At 68.0% G+C, this 16,287-nt stretch carries 14 protein-coding genes; 4 read left to right on the forward strand and 10 right to left on the reverse strand.

All coding sequences use genetic code 11. The features are described 5' to 3' along the window. Nucleotides 1-158 precede the first annotated feature (158 nt). Complete coding sequence (lipB, locus tag EPO41_RS16480; protein ID WP_296327024.1) at nt 159-836, forward strand: lipoyl(octanoyl) transferase LipB; 678 nt, start codon at nt 159-161, stop codon at nt 834-836. On the opposite strand, the gene EPO41_RS16485 is transcribed toward lipB, so the two are convergent. The 8 genes from EPO41_RS16485 to EPO41_RS16520 all read right to left on the reverse strand — a co-directional run bounded on the left by EPO41_RS16485 (nt 814) and on the right by EPO41_RS16520 (nt 9,914). Next, on the reverse strand, nt 814-1,095 hold the full coding sequence (locus EPO41_RS16485; protein WP_296327025.1) for an acylphosphatase: 282 nt from the start codon (nt 1,093-1,095) through the stop codon (nt 814-816). The two genes, lipB and EPO41_RS16485, sit on opposite strands and share 23 nt — an antisense overlap. A gap of 5 nt (nt 1,096-1,100) precedes the next feature. Next, nucleotides 1,101-3,053, reverse strand: a complete 1,953-nt coding sequence (locus EPO41_RS16490) for an acetyl/propionyl/methylcrotonyl-CoA carboxylase subunit alpha (RefSeq protein ID WP_296327169.1) — start codon at nt 3,051-3,053, stop codon at nt 1,101-1,103. 119 nt (nt 3,054-3,172) lie between these two features. Beyond that, entirely contained in the window at nt 3,173-3,391 is a 219-nt protein-coding gene (locus EPO41_RS16495) for a hypothetical protein (RefSeq protein ID WP_296327027.1), read from the reverse strand. 10 nt (nt 3,392-3,401) lie between these two features. Next, complete coding sequence (locus EPO41_RS16500) at nt 3,402-4,934, reverse strand: acyl-CoA carboxylase subunit beta (RefSeq protein WP_296327028.1); 1,533 nt, start codon at nt 4,932-4,934, stop codon at nt 3,402-3,404. Nucleotides 4,935-5,169: 235 nt separating this feature from the next. Further along, nucleotides 5,170-6,042, reverse strand: coding sequence for a phosphonopyruvate hydrolase (locus EPO41_RS16505; protein ID WP_296327030.1), 873 nt, complete (start codon nt 6,040-6,042; stop codon nt 5,170-5,172). 8 nt (nt 6,043-6,050) lie between these two features. Next, nucleotides 6,051-6,767 (reverse strand): ATP12 family protein, encoded by a 717-nt coding sequence (locus EPO41_RS16510; RefSeq protein ID WP_296327032.1) that lies wholly within the window; start codon nt 6,765-6,767, stop codon nt 6,051-6,053. A 98-nt stretch (nt 6,768-6,865) separates the two neighbouring features. Further along, nucleotides 6,866-8,893, reverse strand: coding sequence for an AsmA family protein (locus tag EPO41_RS16515; protein WP_296327033.1), 2,028 nt, complete (start codon nt 8,891-8,893; stop codon nt 6,866-6,868). Between the two features lie 16 nt (nt 8,894-8,909). Beyond that, nucleotides 8,910-9,914, reverse strand: coding sequence for an RluA family pseudouridine synthase (locus tag EPO41_RS16520; RefSeq protein WP_296327035.1), 1,005 nt, complete (start codon nt 9,912-9,914; stop codon nt 8,910-8,912). 35 nt (nt 9,915-9,949) lie between these two features. Between EPO41_RS16520 and EPO41_RS16525 the strand changes: the two genes are divergently transcribed. After that, complete coding sequence (locus tag EPO41_RS16525) at nt 9,950-10,840, forward strand: dienelactone hydrolase family protein (RefSeq protein ID WP_296327036.1); 891 nt, start codon at nt 9,950-9,952, stop codon at nt 10,838-10,840. Between the two features lie 35 nt (nt 10,841-10,875). Continuing rightward, entirely contained in the window at nt 10,876-12,363 is a 1,488-nt protein-coding gene (locus EPO41_RS16530) for a L,D-transpeptidase family protein (RefSeq protein WP_296327038.1), read from the forward strand. A gap of 95 nt (nt 12,364-12,458) precedes the next feature. On the opposite strand, the gene EPO41_RS16535 is transcribed toward EPO41_RS16530, so the two are convergent. Together EPO41_RS16535 and EPO41_RS16540 are read right to left on the reverse strand one after the other, a co-directional pair. Next, nucleotides 12,459-13,748: a replication-associated recombination protein A gene (locus EPO41_RS16535; protein ID WP_296327039.1), complete on the reverse strand. Its 1,290-nt coding sequence runs from the start codon at nt 13,746-13,748 to the stop codon at nt 12,459-12,461. A gap of 23 nt (nt 13,749-13,771) precedes the next feature. After that, entirely contained in the window at nt 13,772-15,145 is a 1,374-nt protein-coding gene (locus EPO41_RS16540) for a Do family serine endopeptidase (protein WP_296327041.1), read from the reverse strand. A 137-nt stretch (nt 15,146-15,282) separates the two neighbouring features. Between EPO41_RS16540 and EPO41_RS16545 the strand changes: the two genes are divergently transcribed. Then, entirely contained in the window at nt 15,283-16,284 is a 1,002-nt protein-coding gene (locus EPO41_RS16545) for a tripartite tricarboxylate transporter substrate binding protein (protein ID WP_296327042.1), read from the forward strand. Nucleotides 16,285-16,287: the final 3 nt, after the last annotated feature.

Genomic DNA, 16,287 nt, shown 5'->3' on the forward strand with positions numbered 1-16,287 from the left:
ACTCGAACTTCCACGCCTCGCGGCACTAGCACCTCAAGCTAGCGCGTCTACCAATTCCGCCATGGCCGCGCCGGTTCGATGGCGCGGGGGATACCAAATCGCCCCCCCAGTGGCAAGGCGGGCTTGCACGAAGGCCGGGAAGTGCCGATTTTGCCACAATGAACAGGCTCGAATGGCGCATCTCGGACGGCGTCGTCCCCTATGACGAGGCGCTCGCCGCCATGGAAGAGCGCGTCGCCGACATCCGCGCCGGACGGGCGGGCGAAATGGTCTGGCTGCTGGAGCATCCGCCGCTCTACACCGCCGGCACCAGCGCGCGGGCCCAGGACCTGCTGCAGCCCATGCGTCTTCCGGTCCATGTCGCCGGCCGCGGCGGGCAGTACACCTATCACGGCCCCGGCCAGCGGGTGGCCTATGTGATGCTCGATCTCCGGGCGCGCCGCCAGGACGTGCGCCGCTATGTGTCCGACCTCGAGGAGTGGACGATCCGCACACTCGGCCGCTTCAACGTGAAGGCCGAACGGCGCGAGGGCCGCGTCGGCGTCTGGGTCGTGCGACCGGACAAGCCGCCGCTGCCCGACGGCAGCCCGCGCGAGGACAAGATCGCGGCCATCGGCGTGCGCATCCGCCACTGGGTGGCGTTCCACGGCATCTCGATCAATGTCGAGCCGGACCTCTCGCACTATGCGGGAATCGTTCCCTGCGGCATCGCCGACCACGGCGTCACATCGCTGGTCGATCTCGGCCTGCCGGTGACCCTGTCCGACCTCGACGCAGCCCTGGCCCAGACCTTCGAGGAAGTGTTCGGCCAGATCAGGCCGTCGGCAGCCGCGTAAAGCCCGTCGGCAGGACGTCGAGGTCGACCGGCTCGACGTCGACCGTGTCCACCCGCGCGAGGGCCGGACCGCGACGGCAGGCCTCGATCATCCTGCCCACGGCTTCGTCCTCGCCCACGACCAGCGCCTCGACCGATCCGTCGATGCGGTTGCGCACCCATCCGTCGAGACCGAGCCGCTGGGCCGTGGCCATCGCCCAATCGCGATAACCCACGCCCTGGACCCGGCCGGCGATGCTGAGGCGCGCCTGCAACGCCATCGGGCTCAGGCGAACTCGATGATCTTCTGGTCGACCCTCAGGCTGTCGCCGGCCTTGGCGTGCAGCGTCTTCACCGTGCCGTCGCGCGTCGCGCGCAGCACGTTCTCCATCTTCATCGCCTCCACCACGGCCAGCGCCTCGCCGGCCTTGATCTCCTGCCCTTCGCTCACCGCGACCGAGGCCAGCAGACCCGGCATCGGTGAGAGCAGGAACTTCGAAGTATCCGGCGCGGCCTTGATGGGCATCAGCGCATAGAGCTCGGCCTGGCGCGGCGTCAGCACCAGCACGTCGGCCTGCCCGCCTTCATGCGTCAGGCGCCAGCCGGAGCCCAGGGGATCGATCTGCACCACGACCGGGTGCTGGTCGACCTTGGCCCGCATCAGCGGTTCACCCGGCGACCAGTCGGTCTCGATTTCGATCCGGCGCGCGTCGATGTCGACGGCGAATTCGAGACCGCCGCCGCTCACGGATACCGGCATCGCGGTGCGATTGAGCATGACGACCCGCTCGGACTGCGGCGCGCCGGAGCGGTGGGCATGGATGCGATCGACCACCGCCGCGACCGCCGCCAGGACCGCCGGGTCCTTCGGCGGCAGATGCTCGGCCGTGAACCCGCCCTTGAACTCTTCGGCAATGAAGTTGGTCGTGAGCTTGCCGGCGCGGAAGCGCGGATGCGCCATCAGGGCGGCGAGGAACGGCACGTTGTGCGAGACGCCACGGACATAGAATTCGTCCAGCGCCCGGCGCATGCGGTCGATCGCCTCGTCGCGCGTGCTGCCGTGCGTGCAGAGCTTGGCGATCATCGGATCGTAGAACATCGAGATCTCGCCGCCCTCGAAGACGCCGGTATCGACGCGCACGTCGGGGCCGGCTTCGGGCTCGCGATACTTCACCAGGCGGCCCGTCGAGGGCAGGAAGTTGCGGAAGGGATCCTCGGCGTAGAGACGCGCCTCGACGGCCCAGCCCTGCAGCTTCACGTCCTTCTGCTGGAACGGCAGCTTCTCGCCCGCCGCGACGCGGATCATCAGCTCGACGAGGTCGAGGCCGGTGATCAGCTCGGTCACCGGATGCTCGACCTGCAGGCGCGTGTTCATCTCCAGGAAGTAGAACTTGCGGTTCTTGTCGACGATGAACTCGACGGTGCCGGCACTCTTGTATTTGACCGCCTTGGCGAGTGCCACGGCCTGCTCGCCCATCGCCTTGCGCGTCTTGGCGTCGAGGAACGGGCTCGGCGCCTCCTCGATCACCTTCTGGTGGCGGCGCTGGATCGAGCACTCGCGCTCCCAGAGATAGACGCAGTTGCCGTGGCCGTCGGCGATGAGCTGGATCTCGATATGGCGCGGCTCCTCGACATACTTCTCGATGAACACGCGATCGTCGGCGAACGAGGCCTTGGCCTCGTTGGTCGCCGAGCCGAAACCTTCATGCGCCTCGGCATCGTTCCAGGCGATGCGCATGCCCTTGCCGCCGCCGCCGGCGGAGGCCTTGATCATCACCGGATAGCCGATCTTGCGCGCGATCTTCACCGCTTCATCGGCATTGGGAATCGCCGCCAGGTAGCCGGGCACGGTGCTGACGCCGGCCGCCTGCGCGAGCTTCTTGGATTCGATCTTGTCGCCCATGGCGTAGATGGCGTGGGCATCCGGCCCGATGAAGGCAATGCCGGCCTCGGCCAGCGCCTTCTGGAAGGCTTCCTTCTCGGAGAGGAAGCCGTAGCCCGGATGCACCGCCTGGGCGCCGGTCGCCTTGCAGGCCTCGACGATCTTGTCGATCAGCAGGTAGGACTGGGCCGAGGGCGGCGGTCCGATCAGCACCGCCTCGTCAGCCTCGCGCACATGCAGCGCGTCGGCATCGGCCTCGGAGTAGACCGCGACGGTCTTGATGCCGAGCCGCTTGCAGGTGCGGATGACGCGGCAGGCGATCTCACCGCGGTTGGCGATCAGGATCTTGTCGAACAGCGGTCCGTCGGCCGTTTGCTTCGAGGCCGGCGCCTTTTTCGCAACCGCGACACTCTCGGACGCTTTCTGGGGCGCGCTCTTGGCGGCGACCTTGGCGACCTTCTTCTTGGCGGCCATGCTCACATTCCTTCTTTTCTGCGATCTAAGAAGCCCCTGGCCCACATCGAGTGAGCACCGATCAGGGGCAACCAGACGATGAGGACCCAGAGCCACCACGGATACTGGCGGCTCACGATGAAGTTCAGCGGGATGATCACGAGCAGCGCGAGAAGGCCCACCATCAGGTGCTTGCGCACGATGCGGCCGCGCCTCATGCGCTCCTCGGGAGAGAGATGCACGCGGCTTCCGTCACAGGGGAACGTTGCCGTGCTTGCGCCACGGGTTCTCGAGCTTCTTGGTCTCGAGCGTGGCGAGCGCGCGGCAGATGCGGCGGCGCGTGCCGTGCGGCATGATCACGTCGTCGATGAAGCCGCGATTGGCCGCCACGAACGGGTTGGCGAACTTCTCGCGATATTCCTCGGTGCGTGCCGCGATCTTGTTGGCGTCGCCGACGTCGGACCGGAAGATGATCTCGACCGCCCCCTTGGCGCCCATCACCGCGATCTCCGCGCCCGGCCAGGCATAGTTCACGTCGCCGCGCAGGTGCTTGGACGCCATGACGTCGTAGGCGCCGCCATAGGCCTTGCGGGTGATCACCGTGACCTTCGGCACGGTCGCCTCGGCATAGGCGTAGAGCAGCTTGGCGCCGTGCTTGATGATGCCGCCGAACTCCTGCGTCGTGCCCGGCAGGAAGCCCGGCACGTCGACGAAAGTCACGATCGGGATGTTGAAAGCGTCGCAGAAGCGCACGAAGCGCGCGGCCTTGCGCGAGCTGTCGATGTCGAGGCAGCCCGCCAGCACCATCGGCTGGTTGGCCACGAAACCCACCGAGCGGCCGGCCATGCGACCGAAGCCCACCACCATGTTGGCGGCCCATTCCGGCGACAGTTCGAAGAAATCGCCCTCGTCCACGACCTTCAGGATCAGCTCCTTGATGTCGTAGGGCTTGTTGGGATTTTCGGGCACCAGCGTGTCGAGCGAGAAATCCTCGCGATCGATCGGGTCGAGCGTCGTGCGAACCGGCGCCTTCTCGCGGTTGTTCGACGGCAGGAAATCGACGAAGCGGCGCAGCTGCAGCAGGGCCTCGATGTCGTTCTCGAAGGCGAGGTCGGCCACGCCCGACTTCTGCGTGTGCGTGAGCGCGCCGCCCAGCTCCTCCTGCGTCACCGTCTCGTGCGTCACGGTCTTCACCACGTCGGGTCCGGTGACGAACATGTAGGAACTGTCCTTCACCATGAAGATGAAGTCGGTCATGGCCGGCGAGTAGACCGCGCCGCCCGCGCAGGGGCCCATGACCATCGAGATCTGCGGGATCACGCCGGACGCCAGCACGTTGCGCTGGAAGACGTCGGCATATCCCGCGAGCGAGTCGACGCCCTCCTGGATGCGCGCGCCGCCCGAGTCGTTCAGGCCCAGCACCGGCGCGCCGACCTTCATGGCCATGTCCATGACCTTGCAGATCTTGGTGGCATGCATGCCGGACAATGCCCCACCGAAGACCGTGAAATCCTGGCTGAAGACATAGACGAGCCGGCCGTTGATGGTGCCGTGACCGGTGACCACGCCATCGCCCGGGATCTTCTGGTTTTCCATGCCGAAGTCGATCGAGCGGTGCTCGACGAACATGTCGTATTCCTCGAACGAACCCGGGTCGAGGAGCGCATCGATGCGCTCGCGCGCCGTCAGCTTGCCCTTGGCGTGCTGCGCCTCGATGCGGCGCTCGCCGCCGCCGAGACGCGCCGCTGCCCGCCTGCGCTCGAGTTCTTCCAACATTTTCTGCATCTATATCTCCGGCCCTCGGTCAGTTTTCGGCCAATAACGTGATCACGTCTAGAGCCCTTCCATCTCACATTCCCCCATCCACCTCATCCTGAGGAGCCGTGCGCAGCACGGCGTCTCGAAGGATGGGCAACAGACGGGGTGCGCGTGCCCACCCTTCGAGACGCTCACTGCGTTCGCTCCTCAGGGTGAGGTCAGGTGGAATGCTCCGCTCGATTCAATCCCACCCGGAAAGGCTCTAGCGGAGGAATCGCTTCTCGTTGTCCTTCACCGTTCCCATTCCCTGCAAATCGAATACCGCGTCGACCGAGGGAATACTCGCCTCGACACCGTGAATTCCGCCGTCCTTGCGGATCTGGGCGAAGGTCGCGCGCATCGCCCCGACCGCCGCGCGAATCGCGTGGTTGCCCCAGATCAGCAGGCCGACCTTCTTCAATTCCTTCACCCGGGCCACCGTCATCTGCGGATAGGCGGTCGGCACCAGCGCGATCGGCACCTTGCCGTCCCACGCCTTGATGAAGGCCTCGATCTCGTCGGGCGTCTTCTGCTTGGAATGGACCAGGATCAGGTCGGCGCCCGCGGCCTCATAGGCCCGCGCGCGTTTCAGCGCCTCGTCCTGGCCGAGACCGGCGATCAGCGCCTCGGTGCGGGCCACGACGACGAGATCCGGATCGCGCCGTGCTGCGCGTGCCGCCTCGATCTTGCCCTGGAACTCCTCGATGCGGACCATATCCTGCCGGCCGCCGGCGATCAGGCTGGTGACCTTGGGGAAACTCTTGTCCTCCATCACGATCGCGCCCACGCCGGCGCGCTCATACTGTTCCACCGCATAGAGGACGTTGATGGCGTTGCCGAAGCCGGTGTCGATATCGGCGACGACCGGCAGGCCCGAGCGGTCGGCCATGGCGCGCGTCATGTCGAGATGCTGGGTCATCGACACGATGCTGACGTCGGGCACTCCGTACAGGGCGGACAGCTCGAAACCCGAGGCCCAAATCGCGTCGAAGCCCGCCTCGGCGGCGAGCATCGCCGACAGCGGACTGTGCGCCGCCATCGCCTCGACGAGGCCCTTCTCGGCCATGACCTTCCGCAGCCTTGTGCCCGCTCCCATGATCCCTCTCAGCCGCGCAGACGCGCGTTTTCCAGAAGTGAAAGAAAGCGCGCGCACGCCTCGATGTCCCGGCGCACGCCCTCGCGCTGCTTCTCCGCGATCGGATCGTCGCCCCAGCGATCCACCTGGTAGAGCTCGTCGGTCTGCGCGGCCGCGAAGGCGCCCGCCGCGTCCAGGCGGCCGTCCGATACCGCGAGCGCGATCACGACCGAGCCCGCCGTATGCGTGAGGTTGTAGAGCGCCGAAAGGGCCAGATCGCCATGCGCCGACACGGCCTCGTGGAGCCGCGCCCTGGCCTCTGCCGCCTGTTCGACGAAGCCGATCCCTTCCGCCGTGACCAGCCGGGCGCCGTGACGCTCGGCGGCCCAGGCGAGCAGCGGGTCCCAGCGTTCGCGCTGCAGCCCGATCAGGCTGTCCGGCCCGGCGGCGCGATAGCAGAGCAGGTCCGAGGCCGCGTATTTCGCGGTGTCGGCGATCACCTCGTCGCGCCGCGCCACGACCCGGTCTATGCCGGTCGCGGCGAGACGCGTCAGCGGCAGATGGGCGGCATTGATCTCGGCCTTGTCGGGGACCGCCGCCCATTCGGCGGCAATCGCCTCGGCGAGCGCCCGCGTCGGCACGACCAGGACCGCCTTGGCCGGCGTCCGCATGGGCTTGCCATCGAGCAGGACGCGAAAGCCGTCCTCACCCGCATCGACGCCCGTCTCCTTGTAGAAGCGCTTCATTCAGCTCCCGGCCAAACCACGATGCGGAACCCGTCGTTCTCCTGTCGCATCGTGGCGTCGGGATTACACGCGGTGCGGGGCCGCCGACAAGAGCACGGTTAGCGGCCCTGACTGCGCTGCGGACCGGGCGTCTTCACTTGCGGCCGCGAGCCCCGCTGGCGGACGTCCGAGGTGGGCGCCGGCATCTGGGCCCGCAGACCGGGCCGCAGGGCTTCCACGCGAGGCGCCAGCACGGCGCAGGCGTTGGCGCCTGCCTGCCGGCCGGCCTGTGCCACCTGCGCAACCAGGCTCGGGATCGGACCGCCACCCACCAGAAGCTTGGAGAGGTTGGGATCGACGGCGCTCGCCGTGGCCTTGCCGGGCCCGCCCTTGATGCGCATCGGCACGGCGAGCGCCGCGTTCTGGTTGTCGCGCGCCTCAGGTGCCAGGATGAACTCCCAGCCGTCGGTACGCAGATGGAAATAGCCACCGCCGACCAGCACGCCGCGCGGCGTATCGACGACCAGGCGCCGGAGGTTGGCGACGCCGCCGCTGACCTCGAAACGTCCGGCGATGCAGTTGAACGGTACGCCGGCATCGGTGCCGCCCAGCAGCCGCTGCGTCTCAGGCGGCCAGTTGGCGAGCTGGCCATGCGGCCACAACCCCTTGCCCATGGCGACGTCGATCGAGCCGTTGGCCGAGTTCAGCGCATCGCGCGTCGTGCGGCCGCCGCCGCGCAGGCGAAGGTCGATATCGGCGACGCCGTCGCGCAGCCCGAGATCCAGTCCCAGCAGGGTCGAGAGTTCCCCCAGCGAGACGCGATTGGCCGTGGCCGTCAGCGTGGTCTGCCCGATGCGGCCCGCCGGATCGTAGACGAGATCGACGCCGGCGGAACCGCCGCCGACGGTCGCCGCCGCACGGAACGTGAAGCGCGTCTCGCCCGATGCCAGCGTCACCGACGCGTTCTGCATCTTGGCGCCGAGACCCACCACCTCACCCAGCCTGACGGTGACCGTCAGGGCGGAGCGGCCGAGCCAGTTCGCGACGAACGGCAGGGCCGGTATCAGGCGTGGCGGCTGCATGGGGGCCGTCGCGGGCGCGGCCGGCGCGGCAATCGCCGGCGGAGCCTTCAGTTCCGACACATCGAGGCGCGTTATGTCGGCGTTCACGATGATGGTCGGGTTGCCCTTGCGGTCGACGCGGAACAGCGCCTCGCCGGCGGCCTCGCTCGAGCCGACCTTCAACGACGTCACCTCGACCTTGAAGCCATTGCGCTGCGTCGAGGCCTTGGTGTTCATCACATAGGGACCGCCCGACGGGACGGGCAGGCGAACATAGGGCCCGAACACTGAAACGTCGGGACCTTCGGCGTTGATCTGCAGCGACGTGCCTTTCGCGTTGACGCTGCCCTTGATCGAAATCCTTCCGCCGCCAAAGCCACCCTGCAGATCGATGTTGCCGGGCAATCCGGCCATCCAGCCGTTGAACGACCCGGCCGTGCCGGTGAGGTCCATCGGCACGCCCTGCGCCACGCCGAACCGTCCCTCGACCTGCAGGGTCTGGTTCGGCGCCGGCGACTTGAAGGTCGCGTTGGGAATCTCGAGCACCACGGGAGGCCGGCCGGCGCCTTCCGAGACGGTCAGGACCGAGTCGCGGACCTCGACGTTGTTGATCCACGGAAAGGCCGCGGCGGTACGAAGCTTGAGCGAGCGGTTCTCGCCGGGATGCGGCCCCGATCCGTCGGGCGGCGGCAGCATCTCCAGGTTGCTGTCGCCCACCTCGTTGCGCTCGACCAGGATATCGGCACCCTCGAGCAGGATCCGCCCGATCCTGACTTCTCCCAGGAGCAGCGAGAACGGGTCGAGAAACAGCGTCATGCGGCGCACGCGCGCCAGCTCGGGCCGGGATCCCCAGGCCGCATTGGAGAGCGTGACGCCTTCGGCCACCATCGCCGGCTCGCTGCCGAGCTTGACCGAAAGCGGTACCCGGGCCGCCAGTTCGCGCCCGGTGACCTTGCGGACCTGTTCGGTCATGCGCGCCTGGTAGCGCGACAGGTCCCTGGTGGCGGCCCAGACGACGCCGACGACAGCGGCGATCGGCACCGCCACCGCCGTGATCACCGCCACGCGCTTCCAGGGAATCCGCATCCCGACCGATTCTCGCTCAAACCCCGTCCGTCGAAAAGCCAAATGCCTCGACGGTGCGGCGGAAGTGAGGTGGCGGCTCGGCGACTGCCTTCAGTTCGCCCTTGCCGGATGGATGTGGCAGCGACAGCCGACGGGCGTGGAGATGGAGACGGCGCGAGTCTGCGACCGCCGCCAGCAGTGCTTCCTCGCCGCCGTACTTGCGGTCGCCGAGGATCGGGCAGCCGATCGCGGCGCAATGGACACGAAGCTGGTGGGTCCGGCCGGTCCGCGGCCACAGCGCCAGCAGGGCCGCGCGTTGGCCGGCGCGGTCGATCTCACGGAAGTGCGTCAGCGCCTTCTGGCCGTTTTCCTCGTCGACCTGCATCAGTTCCCGGTCGAAGGCGCCCGGCCGCTTGGCCAGCGGCAGGTTGATCGCCCCCTCCTTCTTGGGCGGCACGCCGACCACGATGGCCCAGTAGAGCTTCTCGGTCTCGCGGTCGCGGAAGGATTCGGCCAGCCGCTTGGCCGCCTGGCCCGTCCGCGCGATCAGCAGCAGGCCGCTCGTATCCTTGTCCAGCCGGTGGACCAGGCGCGGCCGCTGCTCGAAACCGAACCGCAGCGCATCCAGCATCCCGTCGATGTGCTTTTCGGTGCCGCTGCCGCCCTGCACCGCCAATCCCGGCGGCTTGTTCAGCACGATCACATGGTCGTCGCGATAGATGACCATGCGCTGGATCTCCGCCGCGTCGCGGTCGGAGACGGTGGGCGTTGCCGCCGTCCTGGGCTTGGGCGGCGGCGAGTTCGTGACACCCGGCGGCAGGCGGACCGACTGGCCGGGGTCGACCCGGTCCTTGCCCTCGGCCCGCTTGCCGTCGATCCGGACCTGGCCGGTGCGCAGCAGCTTCTGCAGCGCGCCGTGGCTCAACTCGGGGAAGTGGCGCTGGAACCAGCGATCGAGGCGCATCCCGGCTTCGTCGTCGGTGACGGCGCGAGTCTGGACCTGGGTCTGTCGGCTACCACCAGTGGCGGGGCTTTGGCTCATGGCGCGCAAACTACGGGACAAGCTACACAGGGTCCATGGAATCGGTGTCCTTCGACACGCTGACGTTCGACCATCCGACGGCCTGCCGTCCGGCGCGAATCTCCGCGACCCTGCACATTCCCCACGAGAGCCCCGGACCGGTGCCGTGCATGGTCATCCTGACCAGCAGCGCCGGCGTCCAGCGCCACCGCGAGCACTACTACGCCGACCTGCTGAACGCCGCCGGCGCCGCGGCGCTGATCGTCGACAGTTTCAGGAGCCGCGGCGTCCGCCGCACCGTGGCCGACCAGAGCCTGGTCTCGGCGGCGCAGATGGAGGGTGACGCCTTCGCAGCCCTCGCCCTGCTGCGCGCCGACCGCCGTTTCGATCCGGAGCGCATCGGCATCATGGGCGTGTCGAAGGGTGGCGTGGCCACGCTGAACGCCGCCCTCGCCGTGCGCCAGAGGTGGCGACGCGGCTTTCCGCACCTGTTCGACATCCACGTCGCCCTCTGCCCCGGCGCGACGGCGCAGCATCGCGACGCCACCACGCATGGCAGGCCGATGTTCCTCATGCTGGCCGCCAGGGACGACTACACGCCGGCCGAACTGGCGATCGAATATGCCGAACGCATGCGGGCGGCCGGCAACGACCGGATCCGGGTGAAGGTCTATGGCGGCGCCCATCACGGATGGGAGTCGCTGGGGCCCGTCTTCGACATCAAGGACGCCGAGAACTGGTCGTGCTGCCGCAACCTCATCGAGGATGACGGCCGTCATTTCGTGCCCGCACTGGGGCGGGCGATGGAAGAACCCGAGTTCCAGGCCTGGGCACGGCGGCATTGCGTCACGCGCGGCGCCCGCGCGGGCGGCGGGACGGCCGAGCTGAAGCAGCGCGCCAGCGCCGACCTGATCGCTTTCCTGGCCGTTCACGGATTCGTGCGCTGATGGACGAATCGGCCAGTTCTTTTTATACTCAGGCCGTGAATCGATCGCATTTTGTCGCCGCTTTCCTGGCGTTCGCGCTCTCCTTTTCGGGAGCATCGTCCTCCTTCGCTTCAGGCGTCCTGTGGACTGGATCCGGCCCCGCAACGGCCCGTGCCGAGGCCCTGCTGAAGGCGCTGCGCAGTGCCGGCGATCACGGGCTGGATCCCGCCTGGTACAACCTCTCCGACGTCGAAAAGGCGATGGCGCCGGGCGCCGATCCGACCGCGGCCGAAGCCCTGCTGTCAGCCACCTTCGTCGCCTATGCCAGCGATGTCTCGACCGGCCGCGTCCGCGCCAACAGGGTCGACAAGGAAATCGACATCGTCCAGCGCAAGGCCGACAAGGCGGAACTGCTCCAGGCGGCGGCCGACGCGCCCGACTTCGCGGCCTACCTCGCCTCGCTGCCGCCGAAGGGCGACTACCCGTCGTTGCAGAAGGCGCTGGCGACCTGGCGCGAAAAGAAGACCCGAACGACCTATACGCCGATGCCCGACGGCAGCGCGCTCAAGCCCGGCATGATCGACGCCCGCGTGCCTGTCCTGCGCAAGCGTCTGGCCGAACTCGACTTCACGGTGCCGCCGGCCGGCGCCGTCGCCGACCTCTACGACGAGCCGCTGGTCGGCGTGGTGAAATCGTACCAGGAGATGAAGGGCCTGACCGTCGACGGCGTCATCGGCGCCAAGACCGTCCGCTCGCTCAACACCACGATCGACGAGCGCATCGAGCAGATCGTCGCCAATCTCGAGCGCCGCCGCTGGCTGCCGGAGGATCTCGGCAGCCGTTTCGTCTATGTGAACACCGGCGACTACTCGATGATCTTCGTGAACGAGGGCAAGGTGGCCTTCCAGAGCCAGGTCATCGTCGGCACGCCCAAGGATCCGACACCCGAGATCCAGTCGACCATGCGCGGCTTCCAGACCAATCCGTACTGGACCGTGCCGCCGTCGATCGCCGGCGAGGAGTACCTGCCGATCCTGCGGCGCGATCCCAACGCCCTGGCCGGCAGCGGCTTCAAGATCTTCGCGAGCTGGAGCAACGACGACGAGCTCGACCCCAACACGATCGACTGGAGCTCGATCCACCCCAAGGCCTTTCCCTACCGCATCCGGCAGGATTCGGGCGCGTCGAATGCGCTGGGCTACATCTTCTTCCCGTTCAACAACAAGTACGGGATCTATATGCACGACACGGCGAGCCGCTGGCTGTTCACCGAGGGCAGCCGCAACTTCAGCCACGGCTGCATCCGCCTGCAGAACCCGCTCGACTTCGTCGAGAAGGTCTTCAACGGCAAGAACGGCTTCAACAAGGACCGGGTCCAGCAGGCGATCAAGGAGAACCAGCAGGCCCACTACACCTTCCCCGAGCCGATCACCCTCTACGTGACGTACCGGACGGTCAGCGCCAATGCCGACGGCGTGCCGACCTTCCGCGACGACGTCTATGGCCGCGACCGCAGGGTCGTGCGGGCGATGGCCAGGCCCTGAAACGGAGCTGCTCATCGGAGCGCGCCACTCCAGTGGCGCTCATATCTTGTTAACTGACAAAGCTTGAGCGCCACTGGAGTGGCGCGCTCCCTTGATCACCGCTTCTTATCCCTGAGCTTTTTCCAGTATTCGAGCCGCTTCAGGATCTCGCGCTCGAAGCCGCGCTCGACGGGCCGGTAGAACTCTTCGCGCGCCATGCCGTCGGGGAAATAGTTCTGGCCCGAGAAGCCGTCGGCGGCATTGTGGTCGTACTCGTAGCCCGCGCCGTAGCCGATCTCCTTCATGAGCTTGGTCGGCGCATTCAGGATGTGCATCGGCGGCGTCAGCGAGCCGTGCGTCTTGGCGGCGCGCTTGGCGGCACCGAACGCCACGTAGCCGGCGTTCGATTTCGGCGCGGTGCCGAGATAGATCACGGCCTGGGCGATCGCGAGTTCGCCTTCGGGTGAGCCCAGCCGGTCGTAGGTGTCCCAGGCCGCCAGGGTCTGCGTCAGCGCCTGCGGATCGGCCATGCCGATGTCCTCGACGGCAAAGCGTACCAGTCGGCGGGCGATGTATTTCGGGTCCTCGCCGCCGTCGAGCATGCGTGCGAACCAGTAGAGCGCGGCATCGACGTCCGAGCCGCGCAGCGACTTGTGCAGCGCGCTGATCAGGTTGTAGTGCGCCTCCTGGGCCTTGTCGTAGAGCGGCGCGCGCTTCTGCAGCAAGGTCGCCAGCCGCGACGGCGGCACCGGCCCCTTGTCCTTGAGCTGCGCCAGCTGCTCGGCGAGACCGATCAGGTAGCGGCCGTCGCCGTCGGCCATCGCGAACAGGGCCTGCCGGCCCGTCTCGTCGATCGGCAGCTTCCGGCCGAGCGCCTCCTCGGCGCGTGCGAGCAGCGCCGACAGGGCATTGTCGTCGAGGCGGCGCAGGACCAGCACCTGGCAGCGTGACAGGAGCGCGGCGTTCAGCTCGAAGGACGGGTTCTCGGTGGTGGCGCCGATCAGCGTCACCGTCCCATCCTCGACATAGGGCAGGAAGCCGTCCTGCTGGGCGCGGTTGAAGCGATGGATCTCGTCGACGAACAGGAGCGTGCCCTTGCCGTCCTTGCGGCGCTGGCGGGCCCCCTCGAACACGCGGCGCAGGTCGGCCACACCGGAGAAGACCGCCGACAGCGGCTCGAAATGCAGGTCCACGGCCTCGGCGAGCAGGCGGGCGATGGTGGTCTTGCCGCAGCCCGGCGGCCCCCACAGGATCAGCGAGCCGAGCTTGCGCGCCTCCAGCATGCGGCCGAGCGGCCCCTCGGGCCCGAGCAGGTGATCCTGGCCGAGGATCTCGTCCAGCGCCTTGGGACGCAGGCGTTCGGCCAGCGGCGTCGGGGCGAGCGAGGCGAAGAGTTCAGCCGGCACGACGACCCGACGCTACCGGCGGCTCAGCGGAACTGGACCGGGAACACCACGCCGTCGCGGCCGACGCTGATGCTGTTGATGCCGCTGGCGACGCGCTTCTTGAGCTCGGCGACGTTCTTCACGTCCTGGCCGTTGACCGCCAGGATCATGTCGCCGGGACGCACGAAGCGCCCGGCATAGGCGCCGTTCTTCACCTCGACGATGACGATGCCGGGACGCCACTCGGCCAGCCCCATCTCCTCGGCGACGGCCGGCGACATGTTGACGACCGAGGCGCCGGAAAGCGGCTGCCGTCCCTCGAGCAGGGACAGGTCGCGCGGCGGATCCTCGGGCGGCGCCGCGAGCTTCAGCTGCACCACCACTTCCTTGCCGCCGCGCATGACCTTCACGGGCACGACCGTGTCGACGTTGAGCGTCGAGAGCCGGAACCGCAGCGCCGCCTCGTCGTCGATCGCCTGCTCGCGAATGCCGACGATCACGTCGTTGCGCTTCAGGCCGGCATGGGCGCCCGGCCCGCCGGCATAGACGTCCTTGACCACGAGGCCCGCCGGCCGCGACAGGCCGAAGCCCGACGCGAGGTCGGGGGTCACCCTCTGCATGCTGACGCCCAGCCACGGCCGCACGATGCGGCCGCCCTTCGTGCCGGTGGAGATCATGCGCTCGACGATGTTGGAGGGCGTGGCGAAGCCGATGCCCACCGATCCGCCGCTCTGCGAGTAGATCGCGGTGTTGATGCCGATCAGCCTGCCGTCGAGGGCCACCAGCGCGCCGCCCGAGTTGCCGGGATTGATGGCCGCGTCGGTCTGCAGGAAGAAGTTCGAATCGTTGATGCCGCCGGCGCTGCGCGCCACGGCCGACACGATGCCGCTGGTCACGGTCTGGTTCAGGCCGAACGGATTGCCGATCGCCAGCACGACGTCGCCGACCTCGATCGAATCGGAATCGCGCAGCTCGAGGAACGGGAACTTCTCGTCGACCCCCTCGATGCGCAGCAGCGCCAGGTCATAGCGCTCGTCCTGGGTGATGAGCTTCGCCTCGAACTCGCGGCGGTCGGCCAGCACGACACGGATCTCGTCGGCGCCCTTCACGACATGGGCATTGGTGATGATCAGCCCATCGGCGCCCACCAGCACGCCCGACCCCAGCGAGTTCTGCACCCGCTCGCCGCCCTGCTGGGGCAGGCCGGGGAACGGGAACGGCAGGCGGCGCTGCACGCGGGCGGTTGTGGTCGTGTAGATGTTGACCACGGCCGGAGAGACGCGCTTGACCAGCGGGGCATAGGAATAGGCAAGGTCGCTGCGCGAGTTGGGCAGTCCCTGCGCCAGGGCGGCCGGCGCCAGGGAAGTCGCCGCGCCGCACCCCATGAGAACCGCTGCCAGAATCACCCGCCGAATCATACGAACATCTCCTTGGTCGGCCCGGATTTGCGGACTCCCTTATGGCAAATCAAGGGCTGATTGGCGCTGGCATATCGATTGCAGGATTTCCGGGGAACGCGCCAGCCATTGGCGTGAGGGAAACCCGGGAGCACCTCATGAAACTGACCCGCCGTACCGTCCTGGCCGCATCGGCCGCCACCCTCGGCTCTTCGCTGGCCGCGCCCGCCGTCAAGGCGAGCCCGGGCTGGCCGACCCGGCAGCCGATCAAGCTGATCGCCACCTTCCCGCCCGGCGGCACCGCCGACACGATTTCCCGCATCCTGGCGCCCAAGCTTTCGGCCGGGCTCGGCACCCAGGTGGTCGTAGAGAACCGGCCGGGCGCCGGCGGCACGATCGGCTCCGACCTGGCCGCCAAGGCCCCGCCGGACGGCTACACGCTCGTCATCTCGCACGCCTCGCCGCTCGGCATCGCGCCCGGGATCTACCCCAAGCTGCCGTACAACGTGATCACCGACTTCACCCATGTGACGCTGATCGGCCATACGCCCAACGTCCTGATCGTGCCGGGCGATTCGCCCTACAAGACCCTGGCGGACTACATCGCCGCCGCCAAGGCCAGGCCCGACGAGATCGCCTTCGGCAGCTCGGGCATCGGCTCCAACACCCACCTGATGGGCGAGCTGCTGGGCAGCCTGGCGGGCATCAAGCTGAAGCACGTCCCCTATCGCGGCTCCGCGCCGTCGCTGCAGGACATGCTGGCCGGCGCCATCCCCTCGATGTTCGACCCGATCACGACCAACGTGCCGCACATCAACTCGGGCAAGGTCCGCCTGCTGGCGGTCAGCTCCGACAAGCGCCTCGACATGTATCCCAACGCCCCGACCTTCGCCGAGCAGGGCTTCCCCAAGCTCACGACCTCGACCTGGGTCGGCGTCTCCGGCCCGAAGGGCATGTCCCCCGACGTCGTGGCGCGGCTCTACGACGAGCTGCAGAAGGCCTACAAGGCTCCCGAGGTGGTCGAGCGCTTCAAGGAAGTGGTGCTGCTGCCCGGCGACAAGCCGATGACGCCGGCCGAGTACACGGCCTTCGTCGGCGACTTCGCCGCCCTGTGGGCCGGCGTCAGCAAGTCGGCCGGCATCGAGCTCGAGCTGGGCTGAGCC

Source organism: Reyranella sp. (assembly GCF_004297265.1).
GTDB lineage: Bacteria > Pseudomonadota > Alphaproteobacteria > Reyranellales > Reyranellaceae > Reyranella.